We start from the raw sequence: 22882 nt of genomic DNA, 5'->3' as shown, positions 1-22882 counted from the left end.
TCATGTTAACGACAGATTATTGATTGGCAGATAAGGTAAAGTGCTTACCTAACTTAGCCATCACTTGTTTGTCTTGTTCGTTATCGAGAAGACTAATCACCCATGCATAATTACCCGTTGGAAATTGCTCACTCATGTTCTCCAGTGGAATACTGATATTGCCATTGTGAGGCACCGGATACGTGAGTTCACCGAACTCTTCCCACGAGTCGCTATCGAGCAGTCGAATCTGCAAGACTCTTGCTTGGACCACCTGAAACTTGATGTCGAGGTCAACCACGCCATTGCTTGTCACCTGCTTTGGGAAAGTCACATTGAGAACTTTGTCTTCAGCGGCAAATTTTTCTTTTTCGATTGTCGGCTTATCAAGTACTTTCAGAGGGACGCGACTTACCTGTCCAATTTTGTCTTTGAAACCTTTTCGTCGCGGCGACAAATACGCGTCCACTCGATACTCTCCGGGTTGAAGGTTCTCGACAGGTAATTTCAGCGTGTAATTGCCCGACTTTTTAACGCGCTGAGTCACTTTTTTAATGGTTTTCCAATCACCCGAACGTTGCATTACCACATGTAAATCTCGTTGTGTTTCAATCTCAACGGACAGGCGTACTACGGGTGTTTGCTCGTATCCTATTTCGGGATCAACTTTGAGACTGGTGATCACATCTGAAGGGGCAGCTATGGCTGAAGCCAGCCACAACATTGGGAATAAAAAAATGAGCTTTAGAATGGTTTGAACATTGAGGTAAGACATGCAGAGTTCCTCTACTACCAGTGTTGATGATGATTGTTCATGCCGCCAAATGGCGGATTTAAGGGTTCAAAAGAATTTAACTGAAGTGTTTTAAAAGAAAGCCACTCAACTCTGAGTGGCTTTTAAGTCTCAAGGATTGTTTAGTTTTCGATGGTAACTACAGCGTAGTCATCAAGGAGAATTGAATCGCCTTGCGGCATACCTGTCACTTCCCAAATAGTGAACACGTCAGTCACAACATTCCAAGACGGCGGAATCGACCACTCTTTCTCACCAGTTCTGTCATTGACAAACTCAACGTACTGCCACTCAGTGGTCGGTTCAAGCTCAGCAGTAAAGCTACCAGCTTCTCCATAACGTCCAGGGAAGCCAGACGCATCTGGTGGGATGCCTTCGTAGTTCCATGCAACAACCAAATGGCGCAACGTAACAGTCTCAACAGGAACTTGTTCCAGTTTTACCCACACTGAATAACGATAAGTACTGGCAACAGACGCAGCTCCTAGACCATACGTCGCGCTGTACCAGTTACGTTGTTTATTCCAAACCTGTTGCGAGGCATTCACCAATGGCGTCACACCGTCATCGGCTAATCCAGTGCCTGCGGTAATCTGTACAGAGGCCGCGGAATCTGAAACTTTTTCAGTTGAAGCCGCATAAGTACCGTTGCCCTTATAGGCAGCACCTACAAAATCAAGATCGAAATCAATGTTAAAACCAGAAGGGTGCTCTGACACACCTGGATCGCACATTTGGTTGTTGACCACTGTGACATCCACTGTTTTAGGAGCAACTTCGCTAATCGGGGTTGCACCTGTATCACCTGAAACAAGTGAGACTTGCAATGAGTTCACCGCTCCGATTTGAGCTGGCGTATGAAGCGCCAAATACTCACCAAACCCATTTGCAGCTTGTAGACCTGCTGCAAAATCCACTTCATCCGTCAACGTCCAGTCATACCCGTACATGCCGGTCAGCTCATGGTTCAGTGCGAATGGCTGAACATCTATACCAGCAGCAACACAAGCTGGAATTTCTTTGGTGCCCGTGGGCACGCCAAGATCATCGAGGTCGTCATTGGCAATGGCCAAACTAAATGCCGTGGTGACTGTCACTTCCCCCGCAGCGCTGGCTTCAGGGTTATCAACACTTGTTGCGGTCACAGCTGTCATGCCAGTACCTGTGCCCGTCACAAGTCCATCAGCGTCGACGGTTGCAATAGCGACATCTGCGGAGCTGTAAGTCAGTTCTGCATTACACGCATAACTTGGTACCGTTTCAGCAACAATTGTTGCCTGGCCACCCGCGGGCAATTCCAGCGGCGCAATATTTACGCTCGTGACTGGATCGTCAATCGCGTTCATAACGAGATTTAATGTGCGTTGTGGCAACGCTTCTCCTGCTGGGAGGCTGACACCATTGTTGATTGAGTAGGTAATTGCGTAGACAGCCTGAGATGGGAAATCTGCGTTTCCATCCGGTGCAGCATTCCCATCATCATCTGTACCACCGCGTAAGTCTGTCATATCACACTTGCGCAATGCCTCAGCGAATGCTTCGGTATCGACCACTAAATAACGCGTATCTTCTGACTGCGTAAACGGTGAAATAGTGTGCGAAGGAATCGTATTCGACGGGCCTTGAGGTGTGACAAAGTTATCTTCAGCAACAAACTCCATCTGACTTACATTAATGCGTCCAGTATGTTCTGACAGCGGCTTGCCGCCCGCTACAGCCCCTTCAAGCAAATCAATCATTTGAACGCCGCTTTGCTCATCCAACGACACGTTGATTGCATCGGTTTCGAATGTGATCTGATCTTTACTTCTAAATTCTGAGTCGTAGCCTTTGTCAGTGCCACCGCCACATGCGGTAAGTCCACCTAAAACTGCGCTCGCAACTGCTAATTTTACCAGTAAGTTATCTTTCATCTTACTTCTCCAATATTTTTTATAGGCTGGCCCAAAGGCCAGCGCTTCATAAAGTCACTAAATTAATTAAAATGTGGCGCGCAGACCTAAACGGTATTGGCGGCCAGTTTTCCAAACAGACGCAGTACGTGAAGTCGTAACGTTGCCATTCTCAAGCGGACTACCTTCATCCATAACCACTTCTTGAGAGTTAGGCTCGAACGCATTTCGGGTGAACGAACTGGTGTAGTAAGTTCGGAACGTTTCGTCCGTTATGTTTAGTGCTTGGAAAGTAATGCTGAAGTTGTCGTTAATCGGATAACTAGAGCTGAAATCTAAACGATGGTTTTGTTCTTGCCATGTTGCTCCACCGATTAAACCACGGTTAACCAGTACATCATCTGTAAAGCGACTTGCGAGGCGAAGTTGAATACCATCCTTCTCCCAGAACAAGGTTGTATTGACCGAGTTTTCAGGCGTATAAGCCTGTGGTAAAGGCTTCAAGAAAACACCTGTATCGCCAATTTCTTGCTTATCAGATTCTGATTCTTGATAGGTATAGTTCACGCTCAAGCCCAAACCAGACCACATACCCGGTAAGAAGTCATAGTCTTGTGTATAGGCTAATTCAATCCCCTTAATGTCAGCGCCTTTACCATTGGTTACAGTGGTCATGTTGGCAACGTCACACTGAATATCCCATTGGTCAAAGAAACCAGCCACTTGGCGCATCGGCATACAATCGTCGGCATCGCCTGGCGTACGGTTCTCATCAAACGGCAACAATAAATCGGCATCAACTAAGTCATATTCTGTGCGACGATCCTCGTAGTGGAACGGAACAATGACCGTTTCTTCAAAGTCTTTCATGTTCTTGTAGAACAAGGCAGCAGAGATTAAACCTGACTCACTGAAATACCATTCGTATGAAAGATCAATATTGTTTGATTTCAGAGGCTTAAGTTTCGCATTGCCCGCAGAACCACGTGCTGCATCCCATTGCTGCTCGAAGATTTGAGTGCGTGGATTCAACGAATCGAAACGTGGGCGTGTCATGGTGCGAGTCACTGCGAAACGACCAATCATTTCATCGCTGATGGCATAGTTTAAGTTCAAGCTTGGCAACCAAGTTTCGTGCTCACCTTTGTTCGTCACCCAAGCAATACGGTCTTGAACTTCACGGCCATCGCCCTGCGGGCCAGTGAAAGATGTAGTGCGATCTAAGAATGGCCAGATATGTCCACCGCTACCAAAGTGCGCCCATGCATTTGCAGAGGTTGGTACCAAGTTGCCATTTTGGTCATAAATCATCGATGGCAAAGGATTGTTTTGAGTAATATTGCCGTTCGCGTCAGTCCAAACCAAACGGTTGACGTCTGGCCCCACTTGGCCGTCAGCGCCTGGGATTAGCCAGTTACCTGTTGCACTATCAAATGGAATCGTTGCATCGTTTGAACGGTTGTAACCATGCGTGATCTGCCAAGCGTGACAGTTCTGCAAATCAGCTTCGTTTTCAGGCGTATAACGATGGTCGAAATCACCTGTTGGGTTTTGTCCCATCACAGCGTCAGGGCAAGGCGCCTGGTTCATATTCGCCAAACCACGCTCCACCAGCAGGTTGTATGGGTCCAACATCTGCGGGTAACGGACATAAGTGATTCCGCCCACACCTGAGGCTGTGGTTTTGTCTTTCACATAACGCACACCAACGTTACCAGTTAAACGACCATCGGCGAGTTCGAAGTTGGTTTTAAAGTATGCGGCTTGTGTTTCTGTCTCGATTTCACGACTACCGGTAATGGTTTCGCGAATACCCAGCTCACTGGAGTCTTTACCTGCAATCAAGCTTAAGGCTTTTTCGCCATCCAACATAGGCCAGCCACCAAAGAACTTGGTACTACGGTCGCTTTGAATGTCTTCGGCATAGTTGTCGTAAGGGAATGCATCACCAGATAAGATATCGGCAACACGAATCGTACCCAAACCACGTACTTCAAACTCAGCATCTGGATCTTCTAAATCAATGAGGTCAGAACCATTAGTTGTTGCACGGTTTTGAATCGACACTTCTTTATTACGTTTAGACCACTTTCCACCAAATTCGATTGACGTGATGTAATCAAAGTCAAAGTCATACTGGAAGTCGAGGAACAACGACTTATTGGTATCTTCCAGCTCATTTTTACGCAGCGTTAAGCCACCTAAGTGATTGTGCTGATAGTCATATGGATTGAAACGGCTATAGATGGCATTGGCTGTACCGTCATAGGCATCAAATACAGCTGGCGTGATGCCAGTTGCATATGAACAATCTGAGCCCTTCGTACAGTCATAACCGATCATTTCAAACTGGTCATGCTTCATGCTTTCTACAATTTCACGTCCAGCAGTTCCCCACGTGGCGGTATTGACCGACATAAAACGATCATCTTCGTTGTCGTCTGGCGTTTCATCTGTAGTATTCGAGTAACCAGCGCGTAAGTTAACTTTGAAGTAGTCAGAAATGTTGTAGTTGATATCTAATGACGCAACATTGGTGTCCACTTCACGTAAACCGTACGAGCGAACGAAGTTACCCGTGGTTGAACGGCTGCTGGATTTAGCCAAGGTGTTGCTCGACAAGTCCACACCATTTAGAGCGGTGTTGTCATCCCCTGCATGTATTAACGGCGTTACCGGTGACATGTTCAGGCGCAATGTGTGGTTGTCAGTTAAAATGTCTTGTTCTGTGCGGGTTAAATCAAGCTGAATATCTAAATCGTCATTCGGACGATATTGAATGCCAGTCGAAATGGACATGCGCTCACGTTCATCCGTGTTCATACCAAAATCTACGATTTCGCGCGCTAAAACAAACAAATCACCTTCGTGTAACTTTTGCGTTGCAGGGTCATAGTTTTGCAAGCTATCAAGCGGGACCAGCAGTTTATTACCGCTGTCGTCGTACATGATATTACCTTCGTCATCGCGCTGATAACCTTGAACCCGAATCGGCTGACCGGTTGCAATATCATGCGCCGTACGGCCACTGCCTGCCTCTAAGTCTGCAATAGGAATGGCACCGTCGGCCCAGTCGGTATTGATGCGATCTTGACGCGTGTTTTGTCGGTCTTTCGATGCAGTAATGATGAAACCGAGTTTTTCATCAAAAAATTTGTCTGAGAACGTTCCGTTAATGCGGTAATCATTGTCATCAGCAAACTCGTTGTGACGACCTTCAACCGTAAAAGCACGGCGAGGCTTACTTAAATCGAGCGGTTTCACCGTGCGCAACACGATATTGGCGCCAAGTGAACCTTCGTCTTGCTCTGCCGATGCAGTTTTAACCACGTCGATCGATGCAAGAATGTCGGAAGAGAATGAGCTTAAATCAACACTGTTGTCGTTGGTTGCCGCGGCATCGGAACCATCTGTGCTGAATCCGCCAGTTAAAGCAACGCCATTCATTGAAACTTGGTTAAGTGATGGGCCTGTACCACGAACAGAGATGCGAGTTCCCTCACCTCCTTCTTCTTGGACAGTCACACCTGTAATACGAGACAATGCGTCAGCAATGTTCTGGTCTGTTGATTTACCTACATCTTCGGCAAATACTGAATCAGAAATTTTGTCTGAAAAACGCTTATTGTTGATCGATTTGGCCAGACTTCCTTTCAGGCCACGAACTTCAATAACTTCGATATCGCCAGTGTCGGTTTCCTTTGGTGCCTCAACTTCTTGGGCATATATGGACGAAGACATTAGCGATGCAACTATCGCAATAGATATTGCTGATAAATTAAAGTTACAATCCATCTTGTTCTATCCTCAGTTCTAATTATTTTAAGTCGCTCAGCACGGATTCTTCTGGCGTCTTTTAATTTATAATTGGCAGTGTGTTGTTATTTCACTTTGCGTTTGGGTGCAAAGTGATAGCTTTTTCGTGTGTGTTTTAGTTGATACACCCCATTCAATTCCTCCCGCTTCAATATTCGTGTTGTGTGTTTTTAGTGCGTTTAATTGTTGTCTTAAATCGTGCTTTAGATTGGTGTGCAATCGTCCTACCCATTGCACACCTATCCCGAGAAGCCAGCGCAGGCTCATCACGGTTGTTCTGACTCAGTCGTTCACCAAAATGGAAACGCGCTTGTTCGTCAGGTACTCTTCCAAGCTGTAGCGCGAACAGTCTTTGCCAACACCACTTTGCTTCAAGCCACCGTGAGGTAACTGAACGGCATAGTGAACTTCGTTGACACAAACGCTACCGGCTTGAATTTCGTTTGCCGCCCGCATGCCACGCTGCAAATTAGTGGTGTATACGTAAGCCGCCAAACCAAATTCACAGTCATTCGCAAGCGCAATGACATCGTCTTTATCGCTGTATGGAATGACCGGTAAAACTGGGCCGAAGATCTCTTCACGAGCAACGCCCATGTCCAGAGATACGCCCGATAAAATCGTTGGTTCAAGATAAAAACCTTGCGTTAATTCTGCAGGAACAGCGCCGCCAAGTTCGGCTTTTGCGCCACCGGCAATGGCTCCATTAATCAAACCAAGAATACGCGTGCGTTCTTTTTCGTTAATCACAGGCCCCATCAATCGACCTTCTTTGCGACCTGCACCCAACACCAAGCCTTCGGCATGGGCTTTCGCTTGTGCCAAAAATTCTTGGTAAACAGACTCGTGTACAAAGCAGCGGTTTGGCGACACACACACTTGGCCGCTGTTAGCGAATTTCAGATCAATAATGTTCTGAGCTGCCTTTTTGACATCTGCATCGTCATACACAACAACTGGCGCATTGCCGCCTAACTCAACCGAAAAGTGCTTAATTGAAGTACATGCGGTTTGCATCGCTTTGATTCCAGAGTTGGTTGAGCCAATCATGGTAAACAGGGATGGAATTGCGCTGGTCAACAACGGATTCGTGACGTCGTAATCGTTACTGGTAATCACGTTGATAACGCCCGCAGGGAACCCTACTTTCAGCGCAAGCTCGGCACAACGAAGTGTGGCTAACGGAGTCACCTGAGAAGGTTTGATGATGCTGGTACAGCCGGCAGCCAATGCAGGTGCCAACTTGTATCCAAAGTTGAGTAATGGGAAGTTCCAGGCGAGGAACCCAACGACCACACCGAGCGGCTGGCGCTGAACGTAATGATGGAAACGGCCATCAGGGTCAATGATCACAGGTTGTTCAATGCGCTTGGCTTCTTCTACAAAGTAGCGAAGGCATGTGGTGAGCATACCAAAATCGTATTCAGCATTGTCGAGTGGCTTACCCGTTTCGCTGATCAGAATGTCGACAATTTCATCTTTGTGTTGTTCAAGTACAGTGGCGTACTCCAACATTAACTCGGTGCGTTTTGCCAGCGACGTTGCTGCCCACACATCAAAACTTGAATGCGCGCTATTCAATGCCAGTTCAACTTGGGATGCTTCAACTTGAGGCACGGATGCAAGTACATTTTCGTTGTCTGGATTCACAACCGAGAAGGTTGATGACGCGCTTACAAGCTCGCCGTTAATCAACATGTTGTATTGTTTCTGGTTCATTTTGTTTCCGTTGCACAAACTGTGAATTGAGCCAATGCTTTCAGATCAATCTCCACACCTAAGCCAGGTGCAGTAGGCACAATTGCCTCGCCATTAATCACGTCTACATTCACTTTATAAATTTCGTCTCGGAGCGGGTTTTCTGTCCGATCGTACTCAAGGTATAGGGGCTTAGATTCGGCTCGGCCAGGCTCTGAATATGCGGTGGCTAAGAAATGAGTCGCTGCTGCGAGATTTAGTTGTGTTCCCCACACGTGAGGAATCATGTTCAAACCGCTTGCTGAAGCAATGGTACGAATCTTCAATGCTTCGCTAGGGCCGCCACAATAGGCTAAGTCGGCCTGAACCAATTGCACACCACCTGCAGCAATTAACTTGCTAAAGCCATAGCGTGTTTGTTCACACTCACCCGTAGCAACCGGCAAATCAATCTTGTCTTGAAGCTGGCGGAACAGTGCAGGATGCTCAGGTGAAAGCGGCTCTTCAAACCATTTATAACCTTGTTCATCAAGCACTCGGCCAATACGAATGGCTTCAGGCAAGTCATACGCATGGTTGGAGTCGGCGGCCAAAATGGTGCTTGGCAACGCTTTACGCATGGCAATAATCAACTTCTCATCAAAATCAGGGTTCTTTCCCACTTTGATTTTCATTGCCTTAAAGCCTTGCTTGGAATACGTCACCGCTTCTTCAACTAATTGGGTGAGCAATTCATCTTCAGGTAGATCTTGGAAATACATTCCAGTGGCGTAGCACGGCACTCGATCTCGACATGCGCCACCCATTAACTGGCTAACACTTTGGTTGTTGAGCTTGCCTTTCAAGTCCCACATTGCCATGTCGATGCCAGACATCGCTGCCATCATCACACCTGAACGAGCAAAATCTAATGATGAGCGCCACATGTGGTGCCAAACTTGGTCAGTAGAAAGGGCATCCATCCCAATAATTCTTGGCGCGTAGAACTTTTCAACTGCGCCCTGAATCACATCGGCAGGCCCATAGCATTCGCCCCAGCCGCTTACGCCGTCGGTGGAAATAACTTCAACAAGCAATACATTGCGTTGCGAATAAGACCACTGAGAAAAACCAAACGGCTCACTGAGCTGGCATCTAATATGGTGAGTTTTAATGCAATTTATTTTCATTATTCAAATCTGCCTTGGTGCACTGAATTTCGTTCAGTGACTGCTACCACATCGCGTAAAGAAGAAGGCATGCGACATATCGTAGGACATATTTAAACGTATGATGTTTGCGTTTGCAATATGTATGTAAGAAAAACGTGAGCAATGTGTGAATTTTGCAATAGACGCATTTGAAAAACCCTTCAACTAAAAATGAAAGTCATTAATTATCAGTTAATTAAAATAAAAGAAGAGGGTAAGAAAATACGAATATGGTGTGATAGACGGCTTCAAACCCAACAGGTACAGCCGTCCATGCTGCAGTAAATTGGTGAGCGAAATCTAAAAACGTAGATCAAAAGACGTTTGCTAGGGATTCATCAAGGTTCAAACTCTCACCGTCAGAATGCGCTCACTCTGATGTAAATCGATCATTCGACTCTGCCATAATATTTTTTCAATCATTTAATTTAAGAGTCATATTTAGAAAAAACAACAATTAATTCATAGCTTATTAATAACTAAAGAATTATTGCCATAGTCTGAGTTTCAGAGGTATATTGCCAACGATTGGAAGTGTTAATTAGGTGTTAAAAAAGCCGCTAGAGCGGCTTTCTAGATGACACTTTGTTAATGCGCTACTTTGAATTCAGCCACGTGCGAATCAAGCACCTCCGCGGACTGCGCAAGTTCATGGCTAGCTTTTTGGGTAGCTTGAGTGTGTACGGTCATTTCATCCGAGTCGAGCTTGATTTCATGCACCTGACGATTGATATCGCTCGACGTCAATGTTTGCTCCTCGGCAGCCGTGGCAATCTGAGTCGACATCTGAGAAATCATATCCAATTCCTTTTGAAACACGGCGAAGGAGTCGAGCGCCTCAACCACGACTTCGACTGCCTGATTACCCTGAGATTTGAGCTTATCCATGGTAGATGTCACCTGGTTCGCTCGCTTTTGCAGCGACTCAATTTGCTGTTGAATATGGCTGGTTGACTCTTGCGTTCGACTGGCAAGCCCTCTGACTTCGTCGGCCACAACGGCAAATCCCCGCCCTTGTTCTCCGGCTCGAGCGGCTTCGATAGCAGCATTGAGCGCCAACAAGTTGGTTTGCTCAGCAATCCCTTGAATCACGTTGATCACCGCGCCAATGGAATTACTTTCCTCATTCACACTTTCAACCATAGATGTGGCCTCGCTGACGTCCGAGGTTAACTGTTCCATGATCTCTTTGCTGGTATTCGCACTTTCAGAGCTACTCACCGACATTTGATAGAGCCGTTGAACAGCATCTGAGGTGGATTGTGCACTGACTGATACTTCACTCACTGAAGCGGTCATCTCGTTCATCGCAACCGAAACCCCATCAGTGGTTCGATTTTGGTTTTCCGTGCGCTGTTGACTGATGTTCATCGACTCAAGTACTTGAGAGGTTAAGTCTTTCATTTTTACCTCCACTTCAAGCACTCCGGTCAATGCAACTTTAAAGCTGGCCAACAAACTATCAGCCGCTCGTGCAACGTCCGACAGCTCATCGTTACCGACTACGCTGACGTTATACGACAAGTCTTTGTGCTGAGCGATATGTGACAGTTCATTCACCAGTTTTTTGAGCGGACGAAGAATCGAGACAATCATAAAGTAAGACACAGTTCCTATCGCGATACACACGCCAAAGAACATCACTAGACTCAACATCACGGCCGACTTTGCTTGCGCCTCAAGCTCACTCGACTTCACAATGATTTGGTCAGCGTAATTGTTTTTAAATCGATTCAGTGAATCAATATTCGCTGTCGAGCGCGGATACCATGTTAAGGCTTCAAACGGCAGTTTTTTGCCCGCTGAACTGCGGTAGATTTTCCAATCTTCAAATACGCTACGGTTAGTGGCGGATTCGAGGTGCTGTTGGCGAAAGCTCTCAACCATCTGCCTACCCGCAAAGGCATTGAAGCGACTCACCGTGTTGTCGATTTCTTGCCGTGTTGTTTTCACCCGAGCATAGATATTGTAATCCAGCCCTTTCATGAAACTAGCGCGAGCAACCACACCACGCTCTACCGAATAACGCTCACCGAGGGTAACCAATGCCATGTAAGCATTGCTCATTAGCGATAGTTCAGGATCACTCGATGCAATACGCACAATGGCCTCAAACAACCTGAAAAATTGATCAGATGTGTTGTCATAAACAACCAAGGTCCAGGTATTGCCGTCACGCATCATATACCGATCAATCTTGTCTCGTACATTGATCATGTTGTCCAAGTTGCGATTCAATTGAGTGAGTGCGGCTTGCACCGTTGGCAACACTTGGTAATCTTGTTCTCGCGCTTGAACATATTGCTCAAATGCTCGGATCTGCTGGTCCACCGCTCGGCGCTGTTCCACTAAAGGTGCCTTAAAGTCATTTCCTGTGCTGCCAAACTCTTCGCCGATGGGGCCGCCAATATTGCTTTCTTTTGCGAGAAATCCATTCGACAAGTCTCGTTCATCTTGAATTGCATCCATCAACAATCCAGCTTGCCGCGACAAATCCATGACAGTATTTAATTGCTCAATCCGGTCCAGCTCGATATTGGCTTTACGGTATTGATTAAGGGTGAGAAACCCGATAACAAAAATAGGCAGTAGAGCAAGGACAACGATACGTGTTTTGATGTTGATCTGGTTGAGAAATTTCATGAGTAAACCAATCCTCCCAGCAGGGATTTATTCGTGCCCGTCCACTCGAGCAGCGATTAATCCCTTTTATTATTGTGTTGTATTTTCAAACCAATGAAGTGAACAATGCTGCTTTATTGGCAGCCATTGTCACTTTATTTCATTGGGGCAAAGCCAAAAGTTTTGGTCATGGATTTGTTCCATTTTGACCTTACTTTTCAAGCTGCTTTCCATAGGGTTGTATTGTCACGTCACTGTGCTTCACTGAATTGCGCACGCTATTGAGCCGCAAAAAAAGGCGTTGTAATTTCTCACAACGCCTTTAATTCATTGATTTTTTAAAGTAAATGTCTCATGAAAACGAGGCATGGATTTTTCACGCCATTGAACCCCTTCAGCATGAATATGGAACCACTCAGGCTGCGTATGTTGCCAGCTCCAAATTTCCATCTCGGCTACCATTTCTCGCAGCACGTTTGGATACTTCGCGCTTAAATCAGTGGTTTCACCAATGTCTTTTTCAATGTCATATAGCTCCCAACGCTTGCCTTCGATATTGACCGCCTTCCAATTGTCTCGTCGAGCAGACACTTCACTAAAGCCATAACGATGGCGCATCACGTAAAGCATTTTACCCTTGCGAGGAGTGGTATTTGACTTCAAGCTCGGCCAAATATCAACGCCGTCTAATTTTTTGTCTTTCGGCACTTCTGCGCCCGCTAAACCCGCAAATGTTGGATAGAAATCAAGCGTGCTAACCGGATGTTTGAAGTGTTGACCGCCTTTAATTTTTTCAGGCCAGTGAAACAGCATTGGAGTGCGAGTTCCGCCTTCAAGCGCGCTTCCTTTACGACCTCGAAGGGGATGATTGCTTGCACCTAATGGCGGGCGACCACCGTTGTCGCTCCAGAACACAATCAATGTATTGTCGAATTGATCGGTTGCTTTTAACGACTCAACAATACGTTTTACGCCACGGTCAATGGCGTACACCATACCGGCATAAATTTTACGCTTCTCATCCTGAATGTCAGGAAATTGGTCCATATCCTCTTGCTTGGCTTCCATTGGCGAATGCGGTGCGTTGTAAGCTAGATATAAAAAGAATGGTTGGTCTTTTTTGTCGGCCGCTTTCTCAATAAAGTTCACCGCTTCGCGCGATAGACCATCGGTAATGTACTCTTTCTCATCAACCTCTTTGCCGTTGTGCTCTAGAGGTTTTAAATACGGGAAAATGGCTAAGTTTAAGCCTTGCTCGCGTTGCTTCTCGTATTGCGGTTTGAACTTTTCAGGAAAGTAACTGTGCCCGCCATTTAAGAAACCATAAAATTCATCAAAACCACGCTGGTGAGGATGAAATTCAGCAGTTTCACCCAAGTGCCATTTCCCTACAACACCTGTGTAATAACCGCTGTTTTGCAAGGTTTTACTAATAAAGGTTTCGTTAGAGTCAATACCAAGACCACCGGAGATATCGCTGGTAGGCAGATTAAACTGCGAACCAAACATATGCGGGTAGCGGCCGGTCATTAAACCTGCGCGGCTTGGGCCACAGAACGGATGAACGTTGTATGCTGCATCAAATGTCATGCCTTGTTGCGCAAGCGTATCTAAGTTGGGTGTGCGGATATCCGTTGAACCATTGAAACCCACATCGCCGTAGCCCATGTCATCCACTAATATCCACAGAATATTTGGACGTTCTGCGGCAGTCACCGAAAAGGCCGACGCGCTCATCAAACACAAAGCGCCGAGCTTTTTAAACATTTTCTTATTCATAATTCCCTCAAAATTAGAGCCCAACAAGGCTCCACAATGTATTGATTACAGATACGCTTTGGCGTGATGCTCAAGCTTCTTCAGCGATGGATCTTCCACACGTTTGAGCTCTTGTTTCATCAATTTCACCATCAGTGCAATTTGCTTTTTATAGACCTTGTTATTGATTTGATTGGTGACTTCGCCAGGGTCTTGGGTTAAATCATAGAATTCATCTCGAGCGTCGCCTGGGTTCCATACAAATTTGAATTCAGGCGTACGAAGAGCCCGAATTCCAAACCAAGATCCGTTGTACCACTCGTAGGCATACAGGGCTAAATCAAGCTCGCCTTCTTTAGCTTTATCTCCTTGCTGCATCAATGGGGTAAGTGTTTGACCATCAACATCTCCGTCATTTTCTAACCCCATGACACCTGCAAGCGTGGGAGTGACGTCAATCAAAGACACCTGTCGGTTGACAACACGAGGCGCTAAATTAGGATTTTTGATCAGCAGTGGCATACGCATGAGCTCATCGTAGGCATAGGGACCTTTGTCATAGAGCGTATGTTCACCTAGCATGCTGCCTTGATCGCCTAGTAAAACAATATGCAAATCGTCATACACACCTTGGTCTTTCGCAGCTTGCAACAGCTCCCCTATCATGCGATCAACCATCGCAATGGCACCGTAATAGTATGTACGAGACTTACGCCAATCCATGTCGGTCATATGGCCAACGTCATGCCAAGGCCACCAAATACCATCTTGCGCCAGTGGTTTATTCACACGCTTAGCAAGGTGGTTCGCTGGTAGCTCGACCTCACTAGGATCGAACATGCTGGCATACGGCTCTGGTACACGGTACGCCGGGTGCGGCTGATTAAAACTAATCACTCCAAAAAATGGCCGGTCATCGTTCGCCATCTGTTGAATCATTTTTTTACCGGCAATCACTTTTTTATAGGCGGATGTCTCTTCGTAAGTTCCTTCTGTGGTGATGTAGTACTCGTGCTTTTCGCCATTTTTGTCGAGTTTGCCCTCGTAGTAACCTTTGACCTTAGGCACTTTCGAATAAGGCGTGTATACGCGAGAGAAGCGTTCGCGGGGTTCATGTCCGTGGGCTAAATCAATTTCGGCTCCGCGCATTTCTGTACCACGAGCGCCTAAATGCCACTTCCCTACATGGCCCACTAAATAACCTGCATCGGAAGCGCGTTTGATTAAGCCGCCTTCACTTGGGTCCAGTTCGGACAAGCGAGTGTGATACAACTCAACGTTGTCATCTAACCCATTTTTGTGGCCCCAACGCCCAGTATAAAAAGCTGCGCGCGACGGAGAGCATAGGCCAGTTGTTGTCATGGCATTGTCAAAACGGGTTGACTCCGATGCCAACTGGTCAATATTTGGCGTATTTACTGGGCCGCCTCGATATGAAAACGTGTCGAACCGCATGTCATCGAACATCAGCACGAGCACATTCGGCTTTTTCTGTGCGGTTTGCACACCTGCAATTGCAGATGATGCGATGAAAGGAGTTAAAAGACACAGTAATGTGGCTACGCCTTTTCGCTTAAAAGCACTCAAGGTCTTCATACTTTTACACTCTTTTATTCGAATTCTTGATGAAAGTGTCGCTGATGAATGTACGTTGCCAGCAACGGCTCAAATCTCGTGCGTTCATCGTTTAATCGCCCTGTGAACTTTTCAATTCTGATGTGGGCGGTATCTGTTGCGCCACAGGAAGGGTCTAACATTGAATCTATGTAAACATATGATGTTTTAGTTTACAACACTAAATTTTCTGAAATGGGAGCCAGAAACAAAAACGGGAAGCCATGATGGCTTCCCGTTTTTAAATTGGATAACTCGCTCATTTCACGAGTTATTTTTCAATATCAAAATTCTCTTTCAAGCGACGAATCGCATCGTATAAAAGCTTCTCTGTAAGCTTCTCTGCTTGTTCACCATTACCACTTGCAACGGCTTCGTAAACTTCACGGTGAAACTCGACCGAGTGACTATTTTTACGCGGGTCTTGATTGGTAATCCGAACACTCACCAACAATGCCGAGTAAATCACACCTTCCATCGCATTTAAGAATTCATTATGAGCAGCTCTGAGCATCGCTTTATGGAATAATGCATCAGCGACGATAAATTTCTCGATCGAGCCGGTTTCTTCTTCCATGCGTTTGCAGGCTTCGTCTATCTCTTTAACGTCCTCTTCAGTCGCTCGCTCCGCCGCCCATCGAGCAGCTTTAGGTTCAAAGGCCAGGCGGATATCCATTAATTGATTAATAAACTCCGCTCGCGGTGTGGCGGTGATGTGCCAAGCCAGTACGTCGTCATCAAGCAAAATCCATTCATTACGAGGCCTTACTTTCGTACCGATTCCGCGACGCACATCCAGCAAGCCTTTGCCAACGAGAATCTTCACTGCGTCTCGCACCACAACTCGACTCACTTGGAACCGTTCTGCAAGTGCATTTTCGTCGTCGATTAGCGAGCCTGGCTCGAATGAACCAGCAACAATACGTCTGCCGAGTTCCCTGGCCACTTGTACCGATAAACTCGGAGTCATTTTGGCCGAACGTTTGAGGTCGTAATAAACTAATTCACTCATTTTATAGACGTCTTTCTTCCGTTAAATAGCATTCAAACATATAACCTTTATTATTTTAATACTATAACAAATTCCACGATAATGACACCTAGAAACATCGCGTCTACATCAAGTAAAACACGACTAAGCCGGATATTATCGCCCGAATCTCAACACGTTAACGCTTTAAAGCTTTAAAGCTTGTCACATAATCACATGCATTCTGCCGAATTTGTTGCAACGACATCGACGGTTTATAAAGGGCAGAACCTAAACCAAAGCCATCTGCTCCTGCTTGCACAAACGGACTCATGCTTTCTATACGCGGCGCAATACCACCTACTGGATAACAACGCGTTGCCGCTGGGAGTACCGATTTAAGGGCTTTAAAACCATCCAAGCCGAGTATGGATACGGGGAACAACTTAAGCCCGGTAGCGCCTGCTGCCAACGCTTGAAAAGCTTCCGTTGGTGTGACAACACCGGGGAACGTCGCACAACCGGCGGCCACTGACATTTTCACCACTTGTTGGTTGAAGTTAGGCGTTACCACTAGGTTCGCACCTGTTTCTATCACCTGTTGTGCCTGCTCTGGATTAGTGACTGTGCCCGCACCAATGAGATATTGCGCGCCAAATGTCTCCACCAACATCTTGATGCTAGTCAGAGCATCTGGGCTGTTTAACGGAACTTCGAGCATGGTGAAACCTTCATCGATGAGCACGGTTGCAACCTCGATTACTGAGTCAGGCGTGACACCACGGATAATAGCTATTAATGGTAAGTGTCGATCCAATTCTGCCGCATCAATCATCTAACAATTCCTCAATCAAAACGCTCATTCCAGCTAAGAAGCATTCGTTACCTTCCACAACTGTGGCTTCAATGCCGAGTGCTGTTGACGCTTGTAAATATAACTTCGACAACTGATCGCCCCCCACGATATACACGCGTTGACTATCAAGTTCTCTTAATTCAAAACCGATGAGCAAACCAGACAAATAATCGGGAATTTGCTCGGCGGTGAGATTTTGAAATAAGCGATGTGTCCAAGCTAAAAACAAGCGATTGGCAAAGGCGCCTTGCTGCGCCTCATTCACCCCCTTCAAAAAGATAGCCTCATCTCCGAGAGCTTTCGGTAAATCGCGACCTAGTAAGGTGTGCTTAGAAATAACCGAATACAATTCACCGGTTAGAAAGCTGGCGAAGTGATAAAGGGTATTGCCTTTAAACTCCAAGTGCTTACTGTGAGTGCCCGGTAAAATCGCGTGATAATCGGCAGAATTCATGATTTTAGCCAAGCCGAGAGCTTGGATTTCTTCACCTCGGATCACATCATACTTGTCGCCTTCATACTGGTGACAAACACCCGGTAAAATCACCGCATTTGCGCCCCAAGAAAGCTTAAATTGATGCGCTTTCTCAGTGAGCTTTGTGCAATCCACAGGTGTCGTGGCGTAAGGTACATTGACCCAACCTTTAAGCGACCCAATCATTCCAGCCATAAACACGGGAACCGCACTATAGTCGTCAATCCAACCTTCTAGCACTCTTTTTAAAGCCGATTCAAACTGGGCATTTTCCACTTGTAAAATGCCTAATGGGTGCTCTTGCATTGCCAGCAATTGATGCTCAGCCGACATTGCAAATGCTCTGAAGTTAGTCGTGCCCCAATCAATGATCAGGTATTTACACTGAATCAACGTCATGACTCTATTGTCCTTATGCTTTGGCTAATTCCAGCTCAATGGCTTCAATTGACTTACCCTTGGTTTCTGGCAATGCAAACCACATGACAACGAGCCCCACTAAGCCCAGCGCAGCATAGATCAAGAAGATGGTTGATACGCCCATGTTGTTGAGTTGCCATGGGAAGAATTGCTGAATACTCCAAGACGAAACCGTTTGAATGAGTGCAGCGAATGGCAAAGCCACGCTGCGCACTGAGTTAGGAAATATCTCAGAGAAAATGACCCACATAATCGGTCCAATCGACAAATTAAATGCGGCTAGGAATGCAAAGATGCCAAATAACACCAGCGCAGCATTCACGTCTTTAATAGTCTCATTAATGATAAAACCGCTGACCAAGGGGAATTCTTTCTTATCAAACTGCTCTGCAAGAGCACGTTTAAGCGCGACATCACTGTCGTATGTTTGTCCGGCCATAGGCGCTATCTTACTGATATCAATCTGCTGAGCCTCCAGCTGTTGCTCAATCGCTGTAATCGCTCGGTCATCAAATACATAGTTCGCTTGGCTAAACCCTAACCAAGTTGCGCCATGAGCTAACACCACAAGGCTGAGCCCTGCGATAGTCAAAATCCGTCGCCCGAGTTTTTCAACAAAGCCAATAGCGATGAAAGTAGCCGCGAGGCCTACCGCACCTGTAGCGATGGTTTGTAAGAACGTGTTCTCAACACTCATGCCTACTTGTTCAAACACCATGGGTGCAAAAAATAGAACCGCATTCATGCCTGTTGCACCTTGCACAATTGCATAGCAAGCGGCAAGAAACAGAACAAAGCGCATGCGGCGGCTAAATAGCTCTTTCACTTGCCCCATTGTATCTAACTGGTTGGCTGCGCTTAAGCTTTGCTTCACTTCTCTAGTTAAGCTTTCGACCTGCTCGGGCGGCGCAATTTTATGAAAAATCGCCGTCGCCTCATCATCTCTATTCTTAGAGATCAACCAACGAGGAGATTCAGGAATACGAAGTAGCAATGCGACCCAAACAGCATTCGCAATGAGTTCGGCCCCCAGCATGACACGCCAAACATTGTCGTTATTAATCCAACTGATTCCATCCATTGCTTTAATGAGGAAATAGTTCACCACAAAGGCAACTAACAGCCCCAAACCAATCATGAACTGATTGATAGAAACGAACTTGCCGCGTTTTTCTGGCGGAGCGATTTCGCCAATATACATGGCTGAGACGGTGATTGATGCAAATGCCACTCCACCAATGAAGCGACCTACCACCAGCATTTCATAACTCACAGCAGTGGCGGATAGAAGGGATGACAAGGAGTAGGTAAAACCAATTCCGAGCAACACTTTAGAGCGTCCGAACTTTTCACACAGAGTGCCTGTAAACAGCAGAGCAACAATCACTCCTAGCAAGGCACAACCGACAACCGTTCCTTGCTGAAGGCTGTCTAATTCGAACAACGAACTCACAAAGCGTAACGCCCCTGAGATGTTAGCTGCATCAAGCCCAAATACAAAACCACCAAAGGCGGCAATTAAAGAGTATTGGGTGACAAGATGATCTGGATTTTTTCTCATAATTTGTTAAAAACCTGTGTACATCACATCATTTCAAACATACTATGTTTAAAAATTTGTAAACTCAATAAACTTATTCAAAAGTTTTGACATGCAACAACGGCAGGATGACATGATGGTTAGGCAATACTCATTTCGCTGGCTAAAAGGTGCGCTAGGCCCCCACACAACTATTGCAGGTTATGTGATCAGCGCATTGCTATTAAGCGTTAATGCACAAGCAGCAGACACACAAAACAACATTCAACCTGCCAAATTATTTGCCAATCTAACGGACAATTGCCCTACGCCGGATGCGTTTGCAATCGCCCCAGACGGCAGCTTAACACTGTCATGCCCTAATTTTGCCAACAATAAATTACAAGGCGAACTGCTTTCCATCGCGCCAAATGGCGAGGTTGCTCACTTAGCCACCATTCCCACGTTGAATCTCACACGCAAAGCCAACCCGATGGGCATTGCATATGACGACAATGGCGATTTGTATGTGGCTGATTCGCGTGGAATTAAGCATGGCCGCATCTTAAAAATGAGCTTCGACAAAAACAAATTGCTCAACACTGAAGTGATTGCATCGGGTATTAATCCCAATGGTCTGCGCTACCGCGATGGAGCTATTTATATCACTCAATTAAACATGCCAAATGTGAAGTCGAGCAAGAATATCAGTGCGATTTATCGCTTCAATGCCTCCGATCGCAATGTCAAAGTCGCCAATACGTTGGATGATGAGCAATTGATTTTCAGCATAGAAACGCAAAACCCAAGCATCGGGTTTGGACTCGACGGCATTGCATTTTCTCCAAACGGAACATTATTTGCCGCGAATCTAGGTGATAGCGAAGTCTATCAGCTCACTCAAGATAAGCACGGAAACGTCACCGAACACCACTTATATGCAAGCCTGCCAAACGATACGCGTATCGACGGCTTAGCTTTTGACGATGAAGGAAACCTCTACTTAGCGGGGTTTGGGCTCAACCAAATTTTTAAAATCACCGAGCAACAACAAGTGATTAAATTAGCTGACTATTCTGATAACGATGGTTCTAACGGGCAGATAGATCAGCCAGCCGACTTAATTGTTTACCAAGACAAATTAGTCATTTCAAACTTTGATTTGATGACAAATCATGGCCTACGCAACAGTGAACACAGCAAGCCATACACTCTATCGTATATAGAGTTGAAGTAGTTCCAGCTTGCCAATAATAGAAACAAGGAATCAATGTATGAAAGCTTTACACGTACAAGATAAAGCAATTACAGCAACTTCACAGAGTCCATTCGTTAAGTTGAAAGCAATCAACTTCGGCGACTGTCAGTGGACTGAAGGCTTCTGGGCAGAAAAACAAAAGCTCGCCGCAGAAGTGATGGTGCCGCACATGGGCAGCCTTTTAAAAGGTGACGTTGGCCACGCTTACAACAATTTTAAAATTGTTGCAGGCCTTCAACAAGGCGAAGCCAAAGGAATGCTCTGGCATGATGGTGACTTCTATAAGTGGATGGAAGCTGCGTGTTACATCTACGGTATTAATAAAGATGAGTCTATCATTGCTGAATTAGACGAAATTATCGACGTGTTTGCCAAAGCAATTACCGATGACGGCTACATTCATACACACAACCAAATCCTTGATAAGCCACGCTATAAAGAAGTGTGTGACCACGAACTGTATAACTCAGGTCACTTTATTACAAGTGGTATCATTCATAAGCGCTTAACCGGCAAAACGAACTGGTTCGAGCTTTCTGTTCGCCATGCGGATTACCTTTACGAAGTGTTCAAATCCAAAGATCCTGAGCTTGCTCGCTTTGGCTTCAACCCATCACAAATTATGGCTTTGGTAGAGCTTTACCGCGAAACACGCAATAAAACCTACCTCGACTTAGCCGATATTTTTGTCACCATGCGCGGCTCCGTTCCGATGGACTTGCATGACTCTGTTCCATATTGGTTCACCGGCGATCAGTGCCAAATGAAAACGCCTTTGCGCGAGGAAAAAGAGGCCGTAGGCCATGCAGTAACAGGCATGTATTTGTACTCAGGTGCGGCTGATGTTTACGCAGAAACAGGCGACAAAGAAATTGCTGACGCACTCGATCGAATTTGGGCCAGCGCAGTAGAAAAGAAAATGTATGTGACGGGTGCCTTTGGTCAGTGTCACCACGGTGCGTACGACGATCAAAATATGATCCACGAAGGGTTCATTGATGACTACATGATGCCCAACTCAACTGCATACAATGAGACTTGTGCCAACATATCGAACGCCATGTTTAACTGGCGCATGCTGGGTCTCCACGGCGAGTCAAAGTACGCAGACATCATGGAGTTGGTATTACACAATAGTGCCATGGTCGGTATTAGTGAAGATGGCATGAAGTACTTCTATGCCAACCCATTGCGCATGAATCACGGCCAACGTGAGTATTCAGATCACTGTGACTGCACAGAATCAGCAGACCGCGAAGAATACATCGAATGCTTCTGTTGCCCACCGAATATTGTTCGGACTGTGGCTAAAGTTTCGGGCTGGGCTTATAGCCTTTCTGACAACGGCCTCGCCGTAAATTTGTATGGCGGCAATAAACTCGATACTCAGTTGCTCGATGGTTCGAATATTCAGCTCACTCAATCCACTCATTACCCATGGAATGGAAGCGTAAGCATTACCATTGACGCATGTAAAGATACCGCGTTTGATTTGATGTTGCGTATTCCAGGCTGGGCGCGTCAAGCAACTGTATTGGTCAATGGCCAAGATTGCGGCGTTGAAGTCAAAGCCGGTGAGTTTGCCAACATTAACCGTGTATGGGCTGCCGGTGACACCATCACTTTAGAGATGCCAATGGAGATCAACTTTGTTGAAGGCCATCCGCGCATTGAAGAAATTCGCAACCAAGTTGCCATTAAGCGTGGCCCATTGGTGTATTGCATTGAGTCGCCAGACTTACCTGAAAACACCGGTATTTTAGATGTGTATATCTCGGGTGATACTGAATTAAAAGCACAACACAAAACCGACTTCTTAGGTGGAGTGACCACAATTGAAGGGTCTGTTCAACTGCGTTCCGATTCAGAGCAAAGCATGTATCGCAACGTATCTAAGCCAGTATGGCAACAGCATGACGCTCAGTTTGTTCCTTACTTTGCCTGGAGCAACCGAGGCACCGCGGAAATGACGGTATTCATGCCGATCATTTGGAAATAAAGTTTAAGTATTGCAAGCCCGTA

At 46.0% G+C, this 22882-nt stretch carries 14 protein-coding genes; 2 read left to right on the top strand and 12 right to left on the bottom strand.

Features of this window, described 5'->3' with window-relative positions:
- Nucleotides 1-16: 16 nt before the first annotated feature.
- The 12 genes from NAF29_RS02425 to NAF29_RS02370 all read right to left on the bottom strand — a co-directional run bounded on the left by NAF29_RS02425 (nucleotide 17) and on the right by NAF29_RS02370 (nucleotide 19644).
- On the bottom strand, nucleotides 17-754 hold the full coding sequence (locus tag NAF29_RS02425; protein WP_251259890.1) for a hypothetical protein: 738 nt from the start codon (nucleotides 752-754) through the stop codon (nucleotides 17-19).
- Between the two features lie 140 nt (nucleotides 755-894).
- Nucleotides 895-2685 (bottom strand): Ig-like domain-containing protein, encoded by a 1791-nt coding sequence (locus NAF29_RS02420; RefSeq protein WP_251259889.1) that lies wholly within the window; start codon nucleotides 2683-2685, stop codon nucleotides 895-897.
- A gap of 66 nt (nucleotides 2686-2751) precedes the next feature.
- Complete coding sequence (locus NAF29_RS02415; protein ID WP_251259888.1) at nucleotides 2752-6459, bottom strand: TonB-dependent receptor; 3708 nt, start codon at nucleotides 6457-6459, stop codon at nucleotides 2752-2754.
- A 303-nt stretch (nucleotides 6460-6762) separates the two neighbouring features.
- A complete protein-coding gene (locus tag NAF29_RS02410; RefSeq protein WP_251259887.1) occupies nucleotides 6763-8199 on the bottom strand; it encodes an aldehyde dehydrogenase family protein in 1437 nt (478 codons plus the stop codon).
- On the bottom strand, nucleotides 8196-9347 hold the full coding sequence (locus NAF29_RS02405; RefSeq protein WP_251259886.1) for a mandelate racemase/muconate lactonizing enzyme family protein: 1152 nt from the start codon (nucleotides 9345-9347) through the stop codon (nucleotides 8196-8198). Before NAF29_RS02405 ends, NAF29_RS02410 begins: the two co-directional genes overlap by 4 nt.
- Nucleotides 9348-9956: 609 nt before the next feature.
- Nucleotides 9957-12011 carry a methyl-accepting chemotaxis protein gene (locus tag NAF29_RS02400; protein WP_251259885.1) on the bottom strand — a complete coding sequence of 685 codons (2055 nt, stop codon included), beginning with the start codon at nucleotides 12009-12011 and terminating at the stop codon, nucleotides 9957-9959.
- A 306-nt stretch (nucleotides 12012-12317) separates the two neighbouring features.
- Nucleotides 12318-13769: a sulfatase family protein gene (locus tag NAF29_RS02395; RefSeq protein WP_251259884.1), complete on the bottom strand. Its 1452-nt coding sequence runs from the start codon at nucleotides 13767-13769 to the stop codon at nucleotides 12318-12320.
- 45 nt (nucleotides 13770-13814) lie between these two features.
- Nucleotides 13815-15344 carry a sulfatase-like hydrolase/transferase gene (locus NAF29_RS02390; RefSeq protein ID WP_251259883.1) on the bottom strand — a complete coding sequence of 510 codons (1530 nt, stop codon included), beginning with the start codon at nucleotides 15342-15344 and terminating at the stop codon, nucleotides 13815-13817.
- A gap of 289 nt (nucleotides 15345-15633) precedes the next feature.
- Entirely contained in the window at nucleotides 15634-16374 is a 741-nt protein-coding gene (locus tag NAF29_RS02385; RefSeq protein WP_251259882.1) for a FadR/GntR family transcriptional regulator, read from the bottom strand.
- A gap of 157 nt (nucleotides 16375-16531) precedes the next feature.
- Entirely contained in the window at nucleotides 16532-17167 is a 636-nt protein-coding gene (locus tag NAF29_RS02380) for a 2-dehydro-3-deoxy-6-phosphogalactonate aldolase (protein WP_251259881.1), read from the bottom strand.
- On the bottom strand, nucleotides 17160-18062 hold the full coding sequence (locus NAF29_RS02375; protein ID WP_251259880.1) for a 2-dehydro-3-deoxygalactonokinase: 903 nt from the start codon (nucleotides 18060-18062) through the stop codon (nucleotides 17160-17162). Before NAF29_RS02375 ends, NAF29_RS02380 begins: the two co-directional genes overlap by 8 nt.
- A gap of 13 nt (nucleotides 18063-18075) precedes the next feature.
- Nucleotides 18076-19644 (bottom strand): MFS transporter, encoded by a 1569-nt coding sequence (locus NAF29_RS02370; protein ID WP_251259879.1) that lies wholly within the window; start codon nucleotides 19642-19644, stop codon nucleotides 18076-18078.
- 91 nt (nucleotides 19645-19735) lie between these two features.
- Between NAF29_RS02370 and NAF29_RS02365 the strand changes: the two genes are divergently transcribed.
- Nucleotides 19736-20839, top strand: coding sequence for an SMP-30/gluconolactonase/LRE family protein (locus tag NAF29_RS02365; RefSeq protein ID WP_251259878.1), 1104 nt, complete (start codon nucleotides 19736-19738; stop codon nucleotides 20837-20839).
- Nucleotides 20840-20876: 37 nt separating this feature from the next.
- A complete protein-coding gene (locus NAF29_RS02360) occupies nucleotides 20877-22859 on the top strand; it encodes a glycoside hydrolase family 127 protein (protein WP_251259877.1) in 1983 nt (660 codons plus the stop codon).
- Nucleotides 22860-22882 lie beyond the last annotated feature (23 nt).

It is taken from the genome of Echinimonas agarilytica, from assembly GCF_023703465.1.
GTDB lineage: Bacteria > Pseudomonadota > Gammaproteobacteria > Enterobacterales > Neiellaceae > Echinimonas > Echinimonas agarilytica.
Note: the sequence above shows the minus strand (reverse complement) of the source record. Positions and strands in the feature narration are given on the sequence as shown.